19 protein-coding genes are annotated in these 18,545 nt (G+C 72.3%); 10 read left to right on the top strand and 9 right to left on the bottom strand.

The window, feature by feature from the left end; translation table 11 throughout:
• Positions 1-139 precede the first annotated feature (139 nt).
• On the bottom strand, positions 140-1,102 hold the full coding sequence (locus tag OG965_RS20855; RefSeq protein ID WP_371653601.1) for a LysR family transcriptional regulator: 963 nt from the start codon (positions 1,100-1,102) through the stop codon (positions 140-142).
• A 172-nt stretch (positions 1,103-1,274) separates the two neighbouring features.
• Between OG965_RS20855 and snpA the strand changes: the two genes are divergently transcribed.
• Together snpA and OG965_RS20845 are read left to right on the top strand one after the other, a co-directional pair.
• Positions 1,275-1,928 carry a snapalysin gene (gene snpA, locus OG965_RS20850; RefSeq protein ID WP_371653600.1) on the top strand — a complete coding sequence of 218 codons (654 nt, stop codon included), beginning with the start codon at positions 1,275-1,277 and terminating at the stop codon, positions 1,926-1,928.
• A 96-nt stretch (positions 1,929-2,024) separates the two neighbouring features.
• Entirely contained in the window at positions 2,025-2,246 is a 222-nt protein-coding gene (locus OG965_RS20845; RefSeq protein WP_371653599.1) for a hypothetical protein, read from the top strand.
• 344 nt (positions 2,247-2,590) lie between these two features.
• On the opposite strand, the gene OG965_RS20840 is transcribed toward OG965_RS20845, so the two are convergent.
• The 4 genes from OG965_RS20840 to OG965_RS20825 all read right to left on the bottom strand — a co-directional run bounded on the left by OG965_RS20840 (position 2,591) and on the right by OG965_RS20825 (position 7,745).
• Complete coding sequence (locus OG965_RS20840; protein ID WP_371653598.1) at positions 2,591-4,555, bottom strand: FUSC family protein; 1,965 nt, start codon at positions 4,553-4,555, stop codon at positions 2,591-2,593.
• A 260-nt stretch (positions 4,556-4,815) separates the two neighbouring features.
• Positions 4,816-5,745 carry an NADP-dependent oxidoreductase gene (locus tag OG965_RS20835; RefSeq protein WP_371653597.1) on the bottom strand — a complete coding sequence of 310 codons (930 nt, stop codon included), beginning with the start codon at positions 5,743-5,745 and terminating at the stop codon, positions 4,816-4,818.
• A 127-nt stretch (positions 5,746-5,872) separates the two neighbouring features.
• A complete protein-coding gene (locus tag OG965_RS20830; RefSeq protein ID WP_371653596.1) occupies positions 5,873-6,925 on the bottom strand; it encodes an endonuclease/exonuclease/phosphatase family protein in 1,053 nt (350 codons plus the stop codon).
• Between the two features lie 64 nt (positions 6,926-6,989).
• A complete protein-coding gene (locus OG965_RS20825; RefSeq protein ID WP_371653595.1) occupies positions 6,990-7,745 on the bottom strand; it encodes an alpha/beta fold hydrolase in 756 nt (251 codons plus the stop codon).
• An 80-nt stretch (positions 7,746-7,825) separates the two neighbouring features.
• Here OG965_RS20825 and OG965_RS20820 point away from each other — a divergent pair, with 80 nt between their 5' ends.
• Entirely contained in the window at positions 7,826-9,169 is a 1,344-nt protein-coding gene (locus OG965_RS20820; RefSeq protein ID WP_371653594.1) for a PLP-dependent aminotransferase family protein, read from the top strand.
• On the opposite strand, the gene OG965_RS20815 is transcribed toward OG965_RS20820, so the two are convergent.
• Positions 9,072-9,377 carry a hypothetical protein gene (locus tag OG965_RS20815; RefSeq protein WP_371653593.1) on the bottom strand — a complete coding sequence of 102 codons (306 nt, stop codon included), beginning with the start codon at positions 9,375-9,377 and terminating at the stop codon, positions 9,072-9,074. The two genes, OG965_RS20820 and OG965_RS20815, sit on opposite strands and share 98 nt — an antisense overlap.
• Positions 9,378-9,453: 76 nt before the next feature.
• Here OG965_RS20815 and OG965_RS20810 point away from each other — a divergent pair, with 76 nt between their 5' ends.
• A complete protein-coding gene (locus OG965_RS20810) occupies positions 9,454-9,870 on the top strand; it encodes a hypothetical protein (RefSeq protein WP_371653592.1) in 417 nt (138 codons plus the stop codon).
• A gap of 537 nt (positions 9,871-10,407) precedes the next feature.
• Here OG965_RS20810 and OG965_RS20805 read toward each other — a convergent pair.
• Positions 10,408-11,217 carry a thioesterase family protein gene (locus tag OG965_RS20805; protein ID WP_371653591.1) on the bottom strand — a complete coding sequence of 270 codons (810 nt, stop codon included), beginning with the start codon at positions 11,215-11,217 and terminating at the stop codon, positions 10,408-10,410.
• Positions 11,218-11,364: 147 nt separating this feature from the next.
• Here OG965_RS20805 and OG965_RS20800 point away from each other — a divergent pair, with 147 nt between their 5' ends.
• Complete coding sequence (locus OG965_RS20800; RefSeq protein WP_371653590.1) at positions 11,365-11,523, top strand: DUF6126 family protein; 159 nt, start codon at positions 11,365-11,367, stop codon at positions 11,521-11,523.
• 216 nt (positions 11,524-11,739) lie between these two features.
• On the top strand, positions 11,740-12,714 hold the full coding sequence (gene trpS, locus OG965_RS20795) for a tryptophan--tRNA ligase (protein WP_371653589.1): 975 nt from the start codon (positions 11,740-11,742) through the stop codon (positions 12,712-12,714).
• On the opposite strand, the gene OG965_RS20790 is transcribed toward trpS, so the two are convergent.
• On the bottom strand, positions 12,711-13,088 hold the full coding sequence (locus tag OG965_RS20790) for an ATP-binding protein (RefSeq protein ID WP_371653588.1): 378 nt from the start codon (positions 13,086-13,088) through the stop codon (positions 12,711-12,713). The genes trpS and OG965_RS20790 overlap by 4 nt on opposite strands.
• 135 nt (positions 13,089-13,223) lie before the next feature.
• On the opposite strand from OG965_RS20790, the gene OG965_RS20785 reads away from it, so the two are divergent.
• Together OG965_RS20785 and OG965_RS20780 are read left to right on the top strand one after the other, a co-directional pair.
• Positions 13,224-14,075 (top strand): Scr1 family TA system antitoxin-like transcriptional regulator, encoded by an 852-nt coding sequence (locus tag OG965_RS20785; protein ID WP_371653587.1) that lies wholly within the window; start codon positions 13,224-13,226, stop codon positions 14,073-14,075.
• Positions 14,035-14,295 (top strand): DUF397 domain-containing protein, encoded by a 261-nt coding sequence (locus tag OG965_RS20780; RefSeq protein WP_371653586.1) that lies wholly within the window; start codon positions 14,035-14,037, stop codon positions 14,293-14,295. Before OG965_RS20785 ends, OG965_RS20780 begins: the two co-directional genes overlap by 41 nt.
• A gap of 3 nt (positions 14,296-14,298) precedes the next feature.
• Here OG965_RS20780 and OG965_RS20775 read toward each other — a convergent pair whose 3' ends face one another.
• On the bottom strand, positions 14,299-15,240 hold the full coding sequence (locus tag OG965_RS20775) for an esterase/lipase family protein (RefSeq protein ID WP_371653585.1): 942 nt from the start codon (positions 15,238-15,240) through the stop codon (positions 14,299-14,301).
• A 430-nt stretch (positions 15,241-15,670) separates the two neighbouring features.
• On the opposite strand from OG965_RS20775, the gene OG965_RS20770 reads away from it, so the two are divergent.
• Positions 15,671-16,723 (top strand): PucR family transcriptional regulator, encoded by a 1,053-nt coding sequence (locus OG965_RS20770; protein WP_371653584.1) that lies wholly within the window; start codon positions 15,671-15,673, stop codon positions 16,721-16,723.
• A 142-nt stretch (positions 16,724-16,865) separates the two neighbouring features.
• On the top strand, positions 16,866-18,500 hold the full coding sequence (locus OG965_RS20765; RefSeq protein ID WP_371653583.1) for an MFS transporter: 1,635 nt from the start codon (positions 16,866-16,868) through the stop codon (positions 18,498-18,500).
• The last annotated feature ends 45 nt before the right edge of the window (positions 18,501-18,545 follow it).

The following is an 18,545-nucleotide window of genomic DNA, read 5'->3' as shown; positions in this document are numbered from 1 at the left end:
GCAGTTCCCCGCGCCCCTGAGATGCGCCCCTTCGGGGCGCCCCAGGGGATGCCGCGCAGCGGCATTTTCAGGGGCGCGGGGAACTGCGCGGCCAGCCCACCACAACCCGCAGACGAACACCGGGCCGATAAAGGGGTACTCAGCCCAGTACGGGCCGCAAGGCCCGAGGCCCCGACAGCCAGGCGCGGTAGGGCGCGGACATCCGGGCCGCCTCCCAGTACGCGGAGTCGAGCGCGGAGTGGACCGTCCCGTACAGCGCCTCCTGGTACGCCCCCGCCCGCGCGGCGAGCAGCAGCCGTACGGCCAGGGGGTCGCCGCGCAGGGGCCGGATCGCCATGTCCGGGCGCGGGCGGGAGGTCGGCTGGCAGGGGGTGACGACCTCGCCGGTGGCGACCAGGGAGGCGGCGGTGAGGTAATCGCCGTGCAGCACACGGGGGTTGAGCCCGGCGGCGGCGAACACGCGCCGCAGCCCGTCCCACTCGCCGTCCACGCTGGGGTCGACCATCCACCGGTCGTCCGCCAGGTCGGTGAGGTCCACCACCTCGTCGGCGGCGGCCGGGTGGTCGACGGCGAGCGAGATGAACTGGGGCTCGCGCTCGACGAGTACGCGCACGTCGAGGCCGTCCGGCACCCGCAGCGGGCAGCCCTCCACCTGGTGGATGAAGGCCACGTCGAGCTCGCCCGCCGCGACCAGGCCGAGCAGGGCGTTGGCGGAGACGGCGACATGGAGCTGGGTCTCGGTACCGGGCAGACGCTCGCGCAGCCGTCTCAGCCAGCCGGGGATGGCGCGGCTGGCGGTCGAGCCGATGCGCAGCCGGGGCCGCCCGTCCACCCCGTCGACGGCCGCCCGTACCTCGGTGACCAGCGCGTTCATCCCGGCGAGCAGGGGGCGGGCGCGGCTGAGGACGATCTGGCCGAGGGGGGTCGGCCGGCAGCCGGTGCGCTCCCGGGAGAAGAGCAGTCCGCCCAGTGAGTGCTCGATGCGCCGGAGCTGGGTGGTCAGGGCCGGCTGGCTGGTTCCGAGCTGCCGCGCGGCCCTGTGCAGACTGCCGGTATCGGCGATCGCGCAGAGGGCGCGGAGGTGCCTCACGTCGAGCTCCATGGCCCGAGGGTAAAGGGGTTGTCATGTCCCGCACTAGACGGCCGATTCCCCGCCGATAACACCGAGTTATCGCCGATTGCCATCATCCCCGCGCGCACCCGGCTCCCCGACACTCGCCCTGGTCCCGGCAACCCACCGGAGCCACCCCCACGAGAACGACCAGGAGCCCCCCATGAGACACCAGAGGACTGTCGTCCTGTCCACCGCACTGGGTCTGGCGCTCGCCGGCCTCGGCGCGATCCCCGCGACGGCGGCGGCGCCTTCCACCACCACGTCTGCTTACGTGCACGGCTCGACGTACGCGGGCTCGGCCAAGGAAGCCTCCAACAACAAGGCGTTCTACGACGCCGTGATGAAGTCGGTGGCCAAGAAGCGGGCCGCCAACCCGCTGGCGGCCTCCGTCACCGTCTACTACAGCACCCGCAACGCGCCGAGCTTCCGCTCCCAGATATCGCAGTCCGCGCAGATCTGGAACTCCTCGGTGCAGAACGTACGCCTCGCCGAGTCCTCCTCCGGGGCCGACTTCTCGTACCGCGAGGGCAACGACCCGAACGGCTCGTACGCGTCCACGGACGGGCACGGCGGCGGGTACATCTTCCTCGACTACCAGCAGAACCAGCAGTACTCCTCGGTCCGCGTGGTCGCCCACGAGACCGGCCACGTCCTCGGTCTGCCGGACCACTACTCGGGCCCGTGCAGCGAGCTGATGTCCGGCGGCGGGCCGGGCACGTCGTGCACCAACGCGTACCCGAACAGCCGGGAGCGGTCGCGGGTGAACACCCTGTGGCAGAACGGCCTGGCGTCGGCGTTCAAGCCGGCGGCGTAGGGGGTACGGGCGGGGCTCGTCCGGAGCCGCGCCTCCGACTCGGCGTGCGGGCCGGTGGGGCACCCGGGTGTCGTACCCCTCTGGCAGCATGAACGCATGTCGAGTGTCTCTCCCCGCCGTCCGTGTCCGTCGTGCGGCCGTGCCGTGGCCGTGGTCGCGGGCAAGTACGTGCGCCACGATCCGCGTACGCGTGCGTCGGGCGGCGGGGAGCTGACGCTCTGCCCGGGCTCCAAGCGGCGGGCCCCGGCGGCGCCACCCCAACGAACCCTGGACGGCTTCGAACTGGCCCCGTTCCCGGGCCAGCTACCACTGTTCTGAGCGCCCCTTTTTTGGCCCGGGGATTGTCTGCGGGTTGTGGTGGGCTGGTCGCGCAGTTCCCCGCGCCCCTTTTCGGCCCGGGGTTCGTCTGCGGGCCGGTGGGGGGTGCTCGCGCAGTTCCCCGCGCCCCTGAAAGCCTGTGGCTGAGCTGGGTTCTCCGGCTGCGGCGGACTGCCTGAGGGGCGCGGGGAACTGCGCGACCAGCCCCCACCGGGCCGCAGCCGAAGAACAAGCCACTTCCGCGAAGCGGGCGCACCACGCATGCGCGGGCGGACGCCGACGGTGGGCGGCCACGCACGAGAGGCCCGGGCGACCCAACCCCGCCGAACGGGCGGGCGGGTGGGTCAGCGCGGGGACGCGATCGCCCGGGCCGCTCGGACCTCCTGGCGGAGGGGGGCGAGGACACTCTCCTCCGACCCCGTCAGCGACGCCCGTACCTCCACCAGCGTGGACGAGGCCCGGAGCCCGTCCGCCAGCGCCCGCAGCTCGCGGGAAACCTCCGCCACCTCGGAGGCGGACGGCGCCGCCGCCCCGTGGTTCACCCGCACCCGCGCCGCCGTCGTCGCGTCCACGATCCGTTCCACCGCCACCACCAGCGGCCACCACGCCGCCGCCCGCGCCCCGGTCGGCGGCGGCTCGGTCAGGGCCCGCTGGAACTCGGAGCGGACCACCGACAGGTCCCGGTAGATCCGGCGCCGCCGCCGCACCCGCTCCGCCTGGTCCTCGCCGGCGAACGCGCACTCCACGTACGCCGCTGCCTCCCCCACCGCGTCCGCCAGCCGGTCCCCGATCCGGGTGTGCCAGCTCTCCGGCCACAGCAGGTACCCGGCCACCAGCGAGATCCCGCAGCCGATCAGGCTGTCCCACAGACGCGGCAGGACCAGGGCGAAGCCCTGGTGGTTCAGGACGTCCGACAGCAGCAGGATCACCGGCGTGATCGCCGCCGTCTGGAAGGCGTACCCCTTCGCCGAGAACGCCGGGATCAGGGCCGCCAGGACCACCATCACCGGCACGTCCCACCAGCCCCGTGGCACCTCCGCGAGGACCGCCGCCGCCGTGACGAGACCCACCGCCGTGCCGAGGGCCCGCAGCACCGCCCGCGAGAACACCGACCCGAAGTCCGGCTTCAGTACGAATGTGACGGTCAGCGCCACCCAGTACGAGCGCGGCACCGCCACCAGCGACACCAGCGCCTGGGCGAGCCCGATGCAGAGCGCGAGCCGCAGTCCGTACCGCCAGGACGCCTGTGAGAACAGCACGTTGCGCGCGCCCCGCCGCAGCCGGATCCGCAGCGCCGCCGGGCGCCCGAGCCGGTCGTCGACGTTGTACGGGTCGGGGTCCGGCTTGTGCACCACGACCGCCGCGTGCCGCAGCGCCGCGTCCACCGCCCGCTCCGACGGCTTGGCGGGCTCGGGGAGCGCCAGGTCCGGCACCGGTCCCGTCCGCGCCTGCTCCACCGCCGACGCCAACTCCCGTACGGCGGAAGGGATTTCAGGAGGCAGGGGCCGTCCCCGCAGGTGCGCCGCCGGGGCCGCCTCCACCAGCGGGATCACCACGTTGAGTTGCGCGAGCAGCCGTACCAGCGGGCTGCGCCGTCCGTGGTCGCGGGTGCGGCGCGCGAGCACCAGGTCGTACGCCGTGTTGAGCGACTGCGTGACCGCCTGCCGTTTGGCGTCGTACGCCGGTGTGCCCGCCGCTTCGAGGAGGTCGGCCACCGACCGGTAGGTCGCGGCGACGGCGGCCCGTTCCGGGACCCGGTTGCGCAGCGGCCAGCCGAGCAGGGTGAGCAGGAGGACGAACAGGCCGCCGAGGGTGAGCAGCAGCGGCGCCTTCCACCACGGCGACGGCATCGGAAGCCCGGCCCCGACCACCGCGTTCAACAGGAGCAGCAGCCCGGACACGGAGGCCACCGCGCCGATGGACGAGATCATTCCGGAGACGAGCGCGACCAGGGTGAGCACGGCGACGGCGAGCCAGCCGTCCCCGTACACCAGGGTGCCGAGCGTGACGCCGATCGCGCCGAAGAGCTGCGGCACGGCGATGTTGAAGACCCGCATCCGGTACGCGTCGGCCGTGTCGCCGATGACGCCCGACAGGGCGCCCATCGACACCAGCGCGCCGTACGCCGGCTGGTCGGTGGCGAAGCCCACGGCGAGCGGGGCCGCGAGGCCGACCCCGGCGCGGGCGACGGCGGGCCACACGATCGGCGTGCTCTGCGGGCGCAACCCGCTGACCAGCCACTGCGGCGGCGCCAGCCGCACCCGCCCCCGGTCGCCCGGGTCTTTGTCCACGTCGAGCTGTGCACCCATGGCATCAGTATGCGATCACGGTGAATCAGACCTTTTGGGTGGGTCTTCGGCACAATGGATCTTGCCCGGCCTTTGTCTGTGGGTGGGTGGGGGCTGGTCGCGCAGTTCCCCGCGCCCCTCAGGCAGTCGGCCGCAGCCGGAGAGTCCAGCTCAGCCACAGGCTTTTAGGGGCGCGGGGAACTGCGCGCTCAGCCCCCACCGGCCCGCAGGTGAGTGTTCGACAGTCGGAATGTTTATCCACACCCTGTGGACAAACATTCCTACGGCACAAACAGCGTCTTCCCCCGCGCCCCGCCCACCCGGTTCCGCTCCAGCGCCTCCGGCGCCTTCTCCAACGGGTACTCCCCGTCCACCGGCACGTGCACCTCGCCCGCCAGCGCCGCCGCGGCCAGCGCGTCGAGCAGCGCTCCCGACGCCGTCAGCCGGAAGTTCACGCCCTTCCCGGGCGCGGCCGCGCCCCGGGTGCTCAGCGCGGCGCCGCCCGGGCGCATCAGCGACGCGTACGCGTCGAAGGCCTCCGCGTCGGCCGACACCAGGTCGACCACCGCGTCCACCCCGCCCGGCACGGCCCGCGCACACGCCTCGCGCACGGACTGCTCGGTGGAGTCGATCGAGACCGCCGCGCCCAGCGCCCGCATCCGCTCCCGTTCGTCGCCCCGCACCACCGCCACGACCCGGATGTCCCGCGCCGCCGCCAGCTGGGTCAGCGCGCTGCCGACCCCGCCCGCCGCGCCCACGAGGAGCATCGAGTCGCCCGGTTCGAGCGCCACGCCGGTGCGCAGGATCTGGAGCGCGGTCATCCCGGCGGTGGGCAGCGCCGCGGCCGCCCGCAGCGCGAGCCCGTCCGGCACCCCGGCGATCGTCGAGTCGTGCGGCATCGCCACGTACTCCGCGTACGTTCCGGTCCCCACAGGTGGCCGCGCCGCCTGCCCGTACACCGCGTCGCCCACCACGAACCGGTTCTCGCCCGGCCCGACCACGTCCACGCGGCCCGCGAAGTCGAGGCCCAGGACCAGCGGGAAGACATGAGGGACCCGGCCGTCGAGGAGGCCGTCGGCGACCTGCCAGTCGAACGGGTTGAGGGCGGCGTAGTCGATCTTCACCAGGACCTCGCCGGGGCCGGGTACCGGCTTGGGGACCTGGATGACCCCCGGCGTGGCCCTGAAGGCCTGGACCGCGACAGCGCGCATACGCGTACGACCTCCTGATCGGCCCCCTGCCCCGGGCTCCCGGACGGTCCGATCCTCACCCGGGAGCCCGCCACCCGCACCCCGGCGAACCGCCATCCGGCCCTAAGGCCTGTCCGGTGGACAGGCCCTAACCCTCGAACAGTTCGAGGTCGACGACCAGCGCCCGGTGGTCGGACCCGTGCAGGGTCAGGAACCGCGCCGACCTGACCGTGAAGTCGTCGCCGCTGACCAGCACATGGTCGATCTGGGTCCGGAACGGCGTGGTGCGGTCGGCGGGCCAGGAGTACGCGCGGGACCTGCCCACGAGCCGGGCGCTGTCGTGCAGGGCGCCCGCCTTCAGGACCGACCGGAACGCGGCGTGGTCCTGGGTGGCGTTGAAGTCCCCGGCGACGATCACCGGCTCCCCCTTCGCCGACGCCGCGAAGTCCCGCACCCGCCCCAGCTCCCGGCGCCACGTGCCCTCCCGCCCCGGCAGCGGCGGCTCGGGATGGGCGAGTTGGAGCCGTACGTCCCGCCCCGCCACCCGCGCCACCGCGCCCGGCATGGCCATCTCGGAGGGGATGGTGGGGGCGGCCGTGAGCGGGTACTTGCTGAGGATCGCGGACCCGGCCGAGCTGTCCTCGCGTACGACGTTCCGGTACGGGTAGTCCGCCTTGGTCACCCGCTGCTCCAGCGCGTCCGCGCAGACGAAGGAGCACTCCTCGACGAACACGAAGTCCGGCTTCTCGCGCCGCACCGCCGTGATCAAGTCGTCCGTCGCCCAGCCGAATTCGGTGTTGGAGGTGAGGACGCGCAGCTCGCCGAGGGGGCGGCCGTGCGGCCGGGTGATCTCGGCGCCGTACGGCTGGGTGTACCAGCCGGTCAGCGCCAGTACGGCGAGCGCCCACGCCATCCCGAGCCGCCACCGCCCGAACGCGGCCAGGACCAGCCCGGCGCCGCCCGGCACCAGCAGCCACGGCAGGAAGGCGAGCAGCTGCGGCACGGGCGTGACCCCGTCGGAGCCGGCCGTCCGGCACCCGACGACCGCGCTGACCCCGGCGAGCACAAGCCCGCCCAGGACCGCACTCGCCCGGCGCCACGGGTGCCCCCGCTCCCCGGGCGGCCCCGCCGCCGCGTCCGTGGCGGGCCAGGGCGGTGCGGTGCCAAGGGAGTCGGCGTTGGCGTCGGCGTTGGTGTCCAAGAGCCTCTCCCGGTCGACGGTTCGACAGGCCGTTCCGCTCTCAAGTATCCGCCGGTACGGGTGTTCAGCCCGTCAGCTGGGCGCGCAGGGCCGCGTTGAACTCGGCGGGCCGCTCCAGGTTGGGCAGATGGGCCGCCGACTCCACGACGACGAGGGTGGATCCGGGGACCGCCGCGTGCATCGCCTCGGCGTCCGCGACCGGTGTGTACGTGTCGTCGCGCCCCACGACGATCAGGGTGGGGACGGTGACGGTGGTGAGCAGCTCGCGGTAGTCGGGCCGTTCGGCGCGCCCGCGCAGCGCGGCGGCGGCGCCTTCGGGATCGGTGGTGGTCATCATCCGGTGGACGTGCGCCTTCACTTCGGCGTCCGCGTACGGCGCCACCATCTTCTCCAGGACCTCGTCCGCGTACGGCTTCATGCCCTCGCGTACGAGCCGGTCGGCCGTCTCGCGGCGGGCGATGCGCCCGGCCGGGGTCTCGGCGGCGGGGAAGGTGTCCGCGAGGAGCAGGCCGCTGATGCGCTCCGGGAAGAGCCGGTAGCACTCCATGACGATCTGGCCGCCCATGGAGAGCCCGCCGAGCGTGAAGCGCGCGATGCCGAGCCGGTCGGCGAGCGCGCGGACGTCCTCGGCGAAGTCCGACAGGAGGGTCGTGCCGGGGGTGCCGGGCGCGCTGCCGTAGCCGCGCAGATCGGGGGCGACGACCCGGTGCGTACGGGCGAACTCCTCGATCTGGGGGTCCCACATCGTGCGGTCGAAGGGATGGCCGTGGACCAGGAGCAGGGCGTCGCCCGTGCCCCGGTCGGTGTAGGTGGTGGGCATGTCAGGAGGCTAGGCGGGCCCAACTGCTCGGTGCAATAAGATCTTTGCTCTCGGTGCAATGTGGGAGGGGCGGGCCTGGGATGGACTACCGGCGGCTGGCGGACGGGGTGGCGAAGGCGATAGCCGACGGGAGGCTGCGCCCGGGCGACCGGCTGCCGCCCCAGCGGACGTTCGCGCGCCGCCACCGGGTCGCGGTCTCCACGGCGATACGGGCGTACGGGGAGCTGGTGCGCCGGGGCCTGGTGGTGGGCGAGGTCGGGCGCGGCACGTTCGTACGGGCGGCGCCGCCGCACCCGGGGTCGGTGCTCGCGGAGGACAGCGGCCGCACCCCGGTGAACCTGGAGCTCAACTACCCCGTGGCGGACGGCCAGTCGGAGCTGATGGCGCGCGCTCTCGCGGGCCTGGCCCGCCCGGACGTACTCCTGGAGGCCACCCGCCCGGCGGCGGCGGACGGCACCCCCGGGGCGCGGGCGGCGGCGGCCCGGGTGCTCGCCCGCCCCGGCTGGCGCCCGGACCCGGACCGGCTGCTGTTCGCGGGCAACGGCCGCCAGGCGATCGCGGCGGCGCTGTCGGCGCTGGTGCGGCCGGGGGGCCGGGTGGGGGTGGAGGAGCTGACGTATCCGCTGGTCAAGGCGGTGGCGGAGCGGCTGGGAATCACCTTGGTGCCGATCGGGACGGACGGCTCGGGGATGCTGCCGTCGGCACTTGAGGCGGCGCACCGGCGTACGCCGCTGAGCGCGGTGTACGTACAGCCGACGCTCCACAACCCGCTGTCGCTGACGATGCCGGGCGCGCGACGCGAGGAACTGGCTCTGGTTCTGGAGGAGTTGGGGCTGGCGGCGGTGGAGGACACGACGTGGGCGTTCCTGGCCGCCGCCGTGGATGCGCCCGCGCCGCTGGCGGCATACGCGCCGGAGCGGACCCTGCTCGTGGACAGCCTGTCGAAGCGGCTGGCGCCCGGGCTGACGGTGGGGTTCCTGAGCGTCCCCGAGGCGTACGCGGAGGAGGTCGCGCGGGCGCTGCGGTCCGGGGCGTGGACGGCGGGCCGGTTCAACCTGGAGGCGGCGGTGCGGTGGGTGGAGGACGGGACGGTCGAGGCGGTGACGGCGGCGAAGCGGGCCGAGGCGGCGGCGCGGCACGCGCTGGTGGCGCGCCATTTGGGCACCTTCTCCGTCCGTACCGACCCGTGCTCCTACTACTGCTGGTGGGAGCTGCCGGCGCCGTGGCGGGCGGAGACGTTCGTGGCGGCGGCCGCGGCGGAGCTGGGGATCGCGGTCACGCCCGGTTCGGCGTTCGCGGTGGGCGCGGCTTCGGCGCCGGACGCGGTCAGGGTGGGTCTGGCGTCGCCGCCGCGGCCGGTGCTCGACGCGGCGCTTCGTCGGCTGGCGGGGCTCGCCGTACGCGGCCGCTCAGCCAGGCCGTGACGGCCAGGGCGAGACCCACGGCGACGGCACCCCAGGCGGCGTTGCGCAGGATCGCGGTGAGCGTGTCGTAGACGCCCGCGGCGGTGCCGGGGTCGGTGTGGGCCGGGAGGTCGGCGAGGGTGAGGACACGGCCCAGTGCGACCAGGGCGCGCAGCCCGAGCCCGCCCGCGGCGATGCCGAGGCCGACTGCGGTGACGGAGGAGCGCACGGGTCCAGCCAACCCCGGGTTGCCGGGCGGGGCGCGCGGGTGTGGGCTGTATGGGGGAAGTGGAAGGAGTTGCGCCATGTCCGCACACGCAGCGATGCCGGCACCGTCCCGGCCCGGCCCTCTCTCCGGCCTGACCGCCCGTCTCGGCCTGCCGGTGGCGCTGATCGCCCTGCCGGTGGTCATCGGGATCTTCTACGGCTTCTGGGCCGCGTCCATCAACCGGCGGGGCGGCGAGGTCACCGGCGCCAACATCGCGCTCGGCCTGGTGTCCGGTGCGGTGATCGCTGCGCTCGGGCTGGGGTTGCTGATGATCCAGGGCCGCCTGCCGCGGGAGCTGCGGGCGGCGGCGTTCGGAACGCTGTTCGGGGCGGGGACGGGGTTCCTGTACGCCCAGTCCGGGGAGAGCGTGTTCGGGGCGTCGATGATGGGGGCGCTGCTGGGGGGCGGGATGATGGCGGCGGCGTTCTACACGTTCTACACGCGCGAGGACTGACCCGGGCCCACCCGCCCGCGACGCCCACCCGCCCGCCCGTTCAGCGGGGTTGGATCGCCCGGGCCTCTGGTGGGTGGCCGCCCACCGTCGGCGTCTGCCCGCGCGTACGTGGTGCACCCGCCTCCGGCGGCCCGGGCGCTGCCCCACCACCGTCGGCGCCCGCCCCTGCTCGCGGCGGCCCGCTTCGCGGCATGCGTCGCTCTTCGGCTGCGGCCCGGTGGGGGCTGGTCGCGCAGTTCCCCGCGCCCCTCAGGTAGTCCGCCGCAGCCGGAGAGTCCAGCTCAGCCACAGGCTTTCAGGGGCGCGGGGAACTGCGCGAGCAACCCAGCACGGTCCGCAGTCGAACGATGGTTTTGAGGGGCGCGGGGAACGGCGCGACCAGCCCACCACAACCCGCAGACAAACCCCGGGCTGATTAAGGGGCGCGGGGAACTGCGCGACCAGCCACAGACAACCCGCAGGCGAACGGTGGTTTTTAGGGGCGCGGGGAACTGCGCGGCCAGCCCCCACCGGCCCGCAGACGAACCCCGGGCCCGTTCAGCCGCCCGCCAGCGGGCGCACCGTGAGGATCTGTTCGGCGTGGCCGACGGGCCCGTGGACGTCGTGCAGGACGCTGCTGGTCAGCCCCTGCCCCGACGGCCCGAAGGTGACGGTCGTGTCAAGCCCGGTCCACGGCCCTTCCGGCTGCCGGTGCAGATGGATCGTCAGGTCGAGGTTCGGGAACATCCACGCCGTCGGGTCCTGCTGGACGGCGATGCCGTTCGCGGTGTCCACGAGCGTGATGTACGAGGCGAGGGCACTGCTCGGCTCGCCCGCGACCAGGTCGACGGGCGAGGACAGCCAGGCCGACGTACGCCCCTTGCGGACCGGCGGCGTCCGGCGGACCTCGATGGACGAGACGTAGCCCCCGCCCCACCCCTCGCTCATCACCCAGGGAGCGAGCTCCTCGGGTGCGGGGAGCCGCTCGTGCGGGCTGTCGGCGACGGCAGAGGTGTCCAGGGACGCCAGCAGCCAGGCCCGCGCGCGGACGACCGGACGGCCGGCGATGGCCACGGTCGCCTCAAGGAGCTCGATGGTCCGGCCGGGCCGAACCGTCTCCACGGTGATCTCGCACTCGTCGAGTGCGATGCGGCCGAGGATGTCGTAGCTGATCCGCGCGAGTACGAGATTCCCCGGTCGCGTCGCCGTCGCCAGGTGCTGGTCGAGGGCGTGCACGACGAGCCCCGCGACCGGGCTGAAGTGCTGTTCATCGGGGCTCCACGCACCCCCGGCGTGGGCCGTGGGCTTGTAGGAGCGCTCGCCCGTCCGCTCGTAGTAGCTCTCGCGAGCGGCAACGCCTGTGGTCACGGGATCGGTCTCCTCGACTGGCTCCATCGACTAGCTGCATCTGTCACGCATCGTAGGGAGCGCCCCGCCCGCCGGTCACCGTGACGTAACGCACAAGCGGCCGGGCCCCCGTACCCTGGACAGCACCCACCACCAGAAGAGGACCCCGTGGCCAAGAGCACCGCCGACGCCGAGGACGCCGAGGACGCCGAGAAGACCAAAGAGCGCGGCATCGCCCTCCGCGCCGGTTTCTACATCTTCGGCACGCACCTCTTCGCCGGTTTCGTCTGGCTGCTCTTCTACGTGGGCGAGCACTCCCACAAATAGCGGGCCCCGGGCGCAGGCCCCGGCGTACACTCGCCCCATGACTTCCGCCGTGCACCGTGTCAGCAATCTCTGCTGGTGGCGCTCCTTCTAGGAGCGGCCACGACACCTGCACGCCATCGAGGGCCGTTCGATACGGACGGCCCTTTCGCATGCCCAGCCCTCTGAGGCGCGCGGCCGTCCCCGACGCCCGCCACCGACCCAGAGAGGCACAGCCAAATGACCCGCATGCTCACCGGCGACCGCCCCACCGGCCCCCTCCACCTCGGCCACTACTTCGGCACCCTCCAGAACCGCGTCCGCCTCCAGGACGAGGGAATGGACGTCCTTCTCGTCATCCCCGACTATCAAGTCATCACCGACCGCGACATCGCCGAAGACCTCCTCGGCCACACCCACGGCCTCGTCCTCGACTATCTCGCCGCCGGCATCGACCCCGCCCGCGCGACCGTCTTCACCCACAGCGCCGTCCCCGCCCTCAACCAGCTCCTCCTCCCCTTCCTCAGCCTCGTCTCGGTCGCCGAGCTCGGCCGCAACCCCACCGTGAAGGACGAGATCGCGCACTCGCGCCAATCGGCCGTCAGCGGGCTGATGTTCACGTATCCGGTCCACCAGGCCGCCGACATCCTCTTCTGCAAGGCCGACGTCGTCCCGGTCGGCCAGGACCAGGTCCCCCACCTGGAACTCACCCGTACGATCGCCCGCCGCTTCAACGACCGCTACGGGCAGGTCTTCCCCGAGCCCGAGGCCCTGCTCTCCGCCGCGCCCCTGCTCCTCGGCACCGACGGTACGAAGATGAGCAAGTCCCGCTCCAACTCCGTCCCCCTCTCCGCCACCGCCGACGAGACCGCCGCGCTCGTCCGCCGCGCCACGACCGACGTGGACCGCCGCATCACGTACGACCCCGCCGACCGCCCCGGCGTCTCCGGCCTGCTCCAGCTCGCCGCCCTCTGCCAGGACCGCGACCCGCACGACGTGGCCGCCGAGATCGGGGACGGCGGCGCCGCCGCGCTCAAGCGGCACGTCACCGAGGCCGTCAACACCTACCTCGCGCCGATGCGGACCCGCCGGGCGGAGTACGCGAGCGACCTCCCGTACGTACGGGAGGTCCTGCGCGAGGGCAACAAACGCGCCAACGCGATCGCGGAGGTCACCCTCGACGAGGTCCGCGTCGCCATGGGCGGCTTCCGCTAGTCGGGCTCATCGCTCCTGTCGCACTCGAACCACACCGTCTTCCCGCCCCACGAGTGCGGCAGCACCCCCCACCGGCTCGTCACCGCTGCCACGATCATCAACCCCCGCCCGGACTCCGCGAGTTCATCGGGACGGGCGGGGGTACGCGGCAGCTCGGCGCAGTCGTCCGTCAGCTCGACGCGCACCCCGGTCGGCCTGGCCAGTATCAGGACATGGCAGTGGCGGCCGGGCACATGGCGTACGACGTTGGCCGTCAGCTCGGTCAGCGCGAGTTCGGCCGAGTCGGTGAGGGAGGTCATGGACCAGCTCGCCAGATACCAGCGCAGGATCCGGCGCAGATGCCGGGCCGAGTGGTCGCCCACGGTGATGTGCATGCCGTAACGACCCCCAACTTGCGCCTCGGAAGGGTGAGTTGCGTGATTCACGCCACCAGAGTGCGGTGATCTGGTTACGGTCGGTAGGGGCAGAAAAATCTGTCCACCGCGTGCGGTTGGGGGTGACCCTTCATCATGGTCAACATCCGAGACCTCGATCCCAGCGCCTCACCGCTGGATTATTACGGTTCCGAGCTGCGCCGCAAGCGCGAAGCGGCCGGAATGACGCAGGAGCAGCTCGGGAACTGCATCTTCTGCGCGGCGTCGTTGATCGGCCAGATCGAAACGGCGCGGAAGGTCCCGACGCGGGACATCTCCGAGCGGCTGGACGCGGCGCTCCTCACGGAGGGGTTCTTCGCGCGGCTGGTGGGTTTGGTGCTGCGGAGCCAGCTGCCTTCGTGGTTCCAGCAGTACGCGGAGATGGAGGCGAGGGCGGCCTTCATTTCGTCGTTCCACCCGCAGTTGGTGTACGGGCTGCTCCAGACCGAGGATTACGCACGTGCCGTGCTCGGCGTACGGGACGAGGGCGACATCGACGCGCGCGTCGAGGCTCGCATGGAACGCCAACGGATCCTCGACCGCGAGACCCCGCCGCTGATCTGGGTGGTGATGAGCGAGGCGGTGCTGCACCAGGAGGTCGGTAGTCGGAAGGTCATGCGTGAGCAGCTCCAACACCTGCTGCACCTCAACAAGGCACGGGAGTGGGTGAACGTGCAGGTGTTGCCGTTCGAGGCGGGTGAGCACGCGGGACTGATGGGTGAGTTCACCACTCTGCGCTTCGACGACGATCCGGACCTGGTGTACACCGAGGACTTCGTAAGCGGCCACATGACGGCCAACCCGCAAGCTATCAGGGAGGGTTCACTCCGTTACGATCACTTGCAGGCCGCCGCGCACTCCGTGGAGGATTCGGCGGCACTGATCGCCCGTGTAATGGAGGAGCGCTATGGGGACCAACCAAAACCTGGCAGGCGCGACATGGCGTAAGTCGTCGTACAGCGGCGACACCGGAGGCAACTGCGTCGAGTGCGCCCCCCTCGGGGTCGCCGCCTGGCAGAAGTCTTCGTACAGCTCCGACACCGGCGGCGAATGCGTCGAAATCGCCACCCAACCCCACCGCATCGCCGTCCGCGACTCCAAGAACCCGGACGGCGGGGCCTTCGTCGTCGGCCCCGCCGCCTTCACCACCTTCGTACGCAGCCTCTGAGGGTCAGAGCAGCGGGCCCGTCACCGGCAGCACCACCTGGCACGGGATCGGCCGGGGGTGCGCCGGGTCCAGTGCGTTCAGTACGTTCGTGAGCGCGATCGGGTCGTAGGAGATCTCCGTGTGATCCGTGGCGTCCAGCACGCACTGGTTCTGCACCGTGATGTTGGTGACGTGCGGCCCGGCGGCCAGGAACGTCGACGTGTACGGGGTCGTGACCTGATCGAACTTCGTCGCGATGTTCGTGTAGGTCACCCCCGGCGCCGTACCGCCGCCCGCGTTCAGCGCCTTGATGAAGTCCGAGCCGACTTCCTGCTGGACGCACGCGGGGCAGGCCGGGCCGACCACGAACTCGTTGGCGGGCGCGAGGAGTCGGAGCACGCGGCCGAACTCGGTCAGACCGCTCAGCGTCGTGCCGTGGTTCGGCGTGCCCAGCGCCACGAGCTTGTCGACCTTGGGCGCGCCGCCGAGGTTGTTGAGGTAGTACCGCGTGACCAGGCCGCCCTGGGAGTGGGCGACGACGTCGACCTTCGGCGCGCCCGTCGCGGCCCGCACCTTGTCGACGAAGGCGGCCATCACGGCCGCGCCGTCCTCGATCTTCTCCATGCCCTGGAGCGGTGAAGTGGGCGTCTTGCCACCGTAGTTGAAGGCGAAGACGCAGTAGCCGTTGTTGGCGAGCAGTGGCGCGGCTCCGCGCCAGTTGAGGTTCATGTTCTCGGCCGTGCCGTGCACCAGGATCACCGGGGTGGGGTGGGCCGTGGAGCGGCAGGACCAGTCGTTGGCGCCGGGCGGCGCCTCGGTGGGTTTGAGGAGGCCGGCGAGGAATCCGATGCTGTAGTGGGTCTCCACCGGGCGGGTTACGGTCGCCCCGGCCGTACCGTTCTCGGCGGCCTTGGCCGGGGCCGTGCTCAGCGCCATGAGCCCCGCGGCTGCGACTGCGGCACTCACGCAGGCCCGGGAAATTCGGGAAAATCTCATATCCAGTACCGTCCCTTGTCTGGAATTCGACCAGGCGAAAGTACGTGTGGATTCCGGGCGCGGGCAATGGATCTCAGTCGAACTCCGTCAAGTCCGCAGAGATATGCCGGAGATTTGTCCACGGGCTGCGGAAACTTGTCACGGGTGTGAGCGTATCCCGGTGTGACGGGCGGTAACGGGGCGGCAACCTGGCATGTCGCAACCATTGACTGGTGAGTAACAAGCGCTCATAATCGCAGCCATGGCCGGGCCATGGGCAGCTCTGCCGGGTGCTCTCGCCGCAGAGCTGCGAAAAGAACAGCGCTCCACCGCGGCCGAGGTGATTCGGCAGATAAGACAGCACGTACCGGAATTCTCCCGACCGCTGGACGGTAAGTTCGGATACGGAATACAGCGCGGGGTGGAAACCGCTCTCGCCGAATTCGCGGACCTCGTGGAGGCGGGTGGGGCCGCCCCGCCCGCCGGTCGGGGCGAGGACCGGTGGCGGGTCTACTGGGTGCTGGGGCGGGGCGAGTTCGCGGAGGGCCGCAGCCTCGACGCGCTCCAGGCCGCGTACCGGCTCGGCGCCCGCGTCGCCTGGCGGCGGTACGCGCGCGCGGCGCGGCGGGCCGGGATGGGCGCCGACCAGGTGGTGCTGCTCGCGGAGGCGGTGTTCGCGCACATCGACGAGATCTCGGCCGTCTCGGTGCGCGGCTATGCCGAGGCGCAGGCCGACAAGGCGGGCGCGCTGGGGCGCAGGCGCCACCATCTGCTGGGGCGGATCGTCTCCGGCGCGGCCCCGCCCGCGGTCGAACAGGCGGCGGTGGTGGCGGGCTGGACGCTGCCGGACATGGTGGCGTGCGTCGCGCTCGGACCACCCGCCGACCGCGACCGCACCCACCGCCGACTGCCCCCGGCGGTCCTCGCCGACCTGGACAGCCCCGAGCCGTATCTGCTGGTCCCGGACCCCGCGACGGCCTTCGGGGACCAGGCGTTCGCGGGGGCGCTGGATGTACGGGGGGCCGTCATCGGGCCGACCGTGCCGCTCGCCATGGCGGCGGACTCACTGCGCTGGGCGCGCACACTCCTCGCACGCCTCGGACAGTCCGCCGGGATCGTCCGCTGCGAGGAGCGCCTGCCCGAGCTGCTGCTCCTCGGGGACCAGCCGCTCGTCAGGCTGTTCACCGACCGGCGTCTGCGGCCCCTGGACGACCTCACTCCGAAGCAGGCCACCCGGCTCGCCACCACGCTCCTGGTGTGGCTCCAGTCCCATCGGGGCAGCGCGCCCGAGGTGGCGGAACAGCTCGCGCTGCACCCGCAGACCGTACGCCAGCGCCTGCGCCGCATCGAGCAGCTCTTCGGCTCCGCGCTCGACGACCCGGACGCCCGCTTCGAGCTCGAAGTGGCCTTACGTTTCCGGTTGTTGGGCCCGGAGCCCGGCGTGTCGGAGGACCGGCCGCCCGCGATGCCGTAGCGTCTCGCGGTTGCTCCCGGCGACGAAACGTTTGCGCCCGGTAGACCACCCCATTGGCCCCCCGCGTCACTCGCGTGGCGGAGCGCCGTACCTCCCCTTAGCGTGATGAAGGGCGCGTATCCCCCGTAAGGAGACGTACGCCATGGGTCGTCACACCAAGGACGCCGTCGAAGAGGGCAGGGCGGAACGCATAGCCGCCGCTTCGGCACCGGAGGAGAGTGCCGGAGCGGCGGCGACCGGGGCGAGTCCCGACGGACAGCCACTGCGCGGCGGGGGCGCGGCCACGGCCGCCGCCGCTGCCGCCGGAGGCACCGGCCATCAGGGCGCCGCCCATGAACACCGCTGGCTGGTCCTCGCGGTCATCGGCGTCGCCCAGCTCATGGTGGTGCTCGACGCCACCATCGTGAACATCGCTCTGCCCTCCGCGCAGAGCGACCTCGGCTTCAGCGACGGCAACCGCCAGTGGATCGTCACCGCGTACGCCCTGGCCTTCGGCTCGCTGCTGCTGCTCGGCGGACGCGTCGCCGACCTGGTGGGCCGCAAGGCCGTCTTCCTGACCGGCCTGATCGGCTTCGCGGTGGCCTCGGCCATCGGCGGCGCGGCGCCCAGCTTCTCGGTCCTCGTCATCGCCCGCGCCCTCCAGGGCGTCTTCGGCGCGCTGCTCGCACCCGCCGCGCTCTCCCTGCTCACCACGACGTTCACCGACCCGAAGGAGCGCGCCAAGGCCTTCGGGATCTACGGCGCCATCGCGGGCACCGGCGGCGCGGTGGGCCTGCTGCTCGGCGGTCTGCTCACCGAGTACCTCAACTGGCGCTGGTGCCTGTACGTGAACCTCATCTTCGCGGCGATCGCCTTCCTCGGCGCCCTGCGCCTGCTCCACCCCGGAGCCCCGGCCGACCGCCCGAAACTGGACATCCCCGGCACGCTCCTCGTCTCGGCGGGCCTGTTCTGCATCGTCTTCGGCTTCTCCAACGCCGAGAAGCACGGCTGGAGTTCGGGCCAGACCTGGGGCTACCTGGCGGCGGGCGGAGTCCTGCTGATCGCCTTCGTACGGTGGCAACTGCGCGCCGAGCACCCCCTGTTGCCCCTCCGGGTGGTCCTCGACCGGGACCGAGGAGCCTCCTTCCTCGGCATGTTCGTCTCCGGCGCCGGGATGTTCGGCGTGTTCCTGTTCCTCACGTACTACCTGCAACAGATCCTTCGCTACTCGCCCGTGAAGACCGGACTCGCCTTCATCCCCATGGTCGTGATCATGATCGCGTCCTCGGTGATCGCCCAGAACAACTTCGTGCCCAAGGTCGGCGCCAAACCGATCGTGCCGCTGGGCATGGGCCTTGGTGCGGCGGGGCTGGTGTGGATGACGGCCCTGGACGTCGACAGCACGTACGCCGCCCACGTCCTGCCGCCGCTCCTGGTCCTGGGCTGCGGCATGGGCCTGATCTTCGCCCCGGCGATGAACCTGGCCACGGCGGGGGTCGCGGCCCATGACGCGGGCGTGGCCTCGGCGATGGTCAACACCAGCCAGCAGGTGGGCGGTTCGGTGGGCACGTCGCTGCTGAACACGCTGGCCACGAGCGCGGCGAGCAGTTACCTGGTCGGCAAGCAGCACACCCCGCAGGTCCTGGCCAAGGCCCAGCTGCAGAGCTACGCCACGGCGTACTGGTGGTCGGCGGGCTTCTTTGCCCTCGGCCTGCTGCTCACGGTGATCCTGTACCGCAAGGGGCCGCCGCATCCGCATCCGACGGAGGGCGGGGACGCGGGCCCGATCCACATGTGACGGTTCGTTTCACCTGCGGGCCGGTGGTGGGCTGGTCGCGCAGTT

The organism is Streptomyces sp. NBC_00224, from assembly GCF_041435195.1.
Lineage (GTDB): Bacteria > Actinomycetota > Actinomycetes > Streptomycetales > Streptomycetaceae > Streptomyces.
Note: the sequence above shows the minus strand (reverse complement) of the source record. Positions and strands in the feature narration are given on the sequence as shown.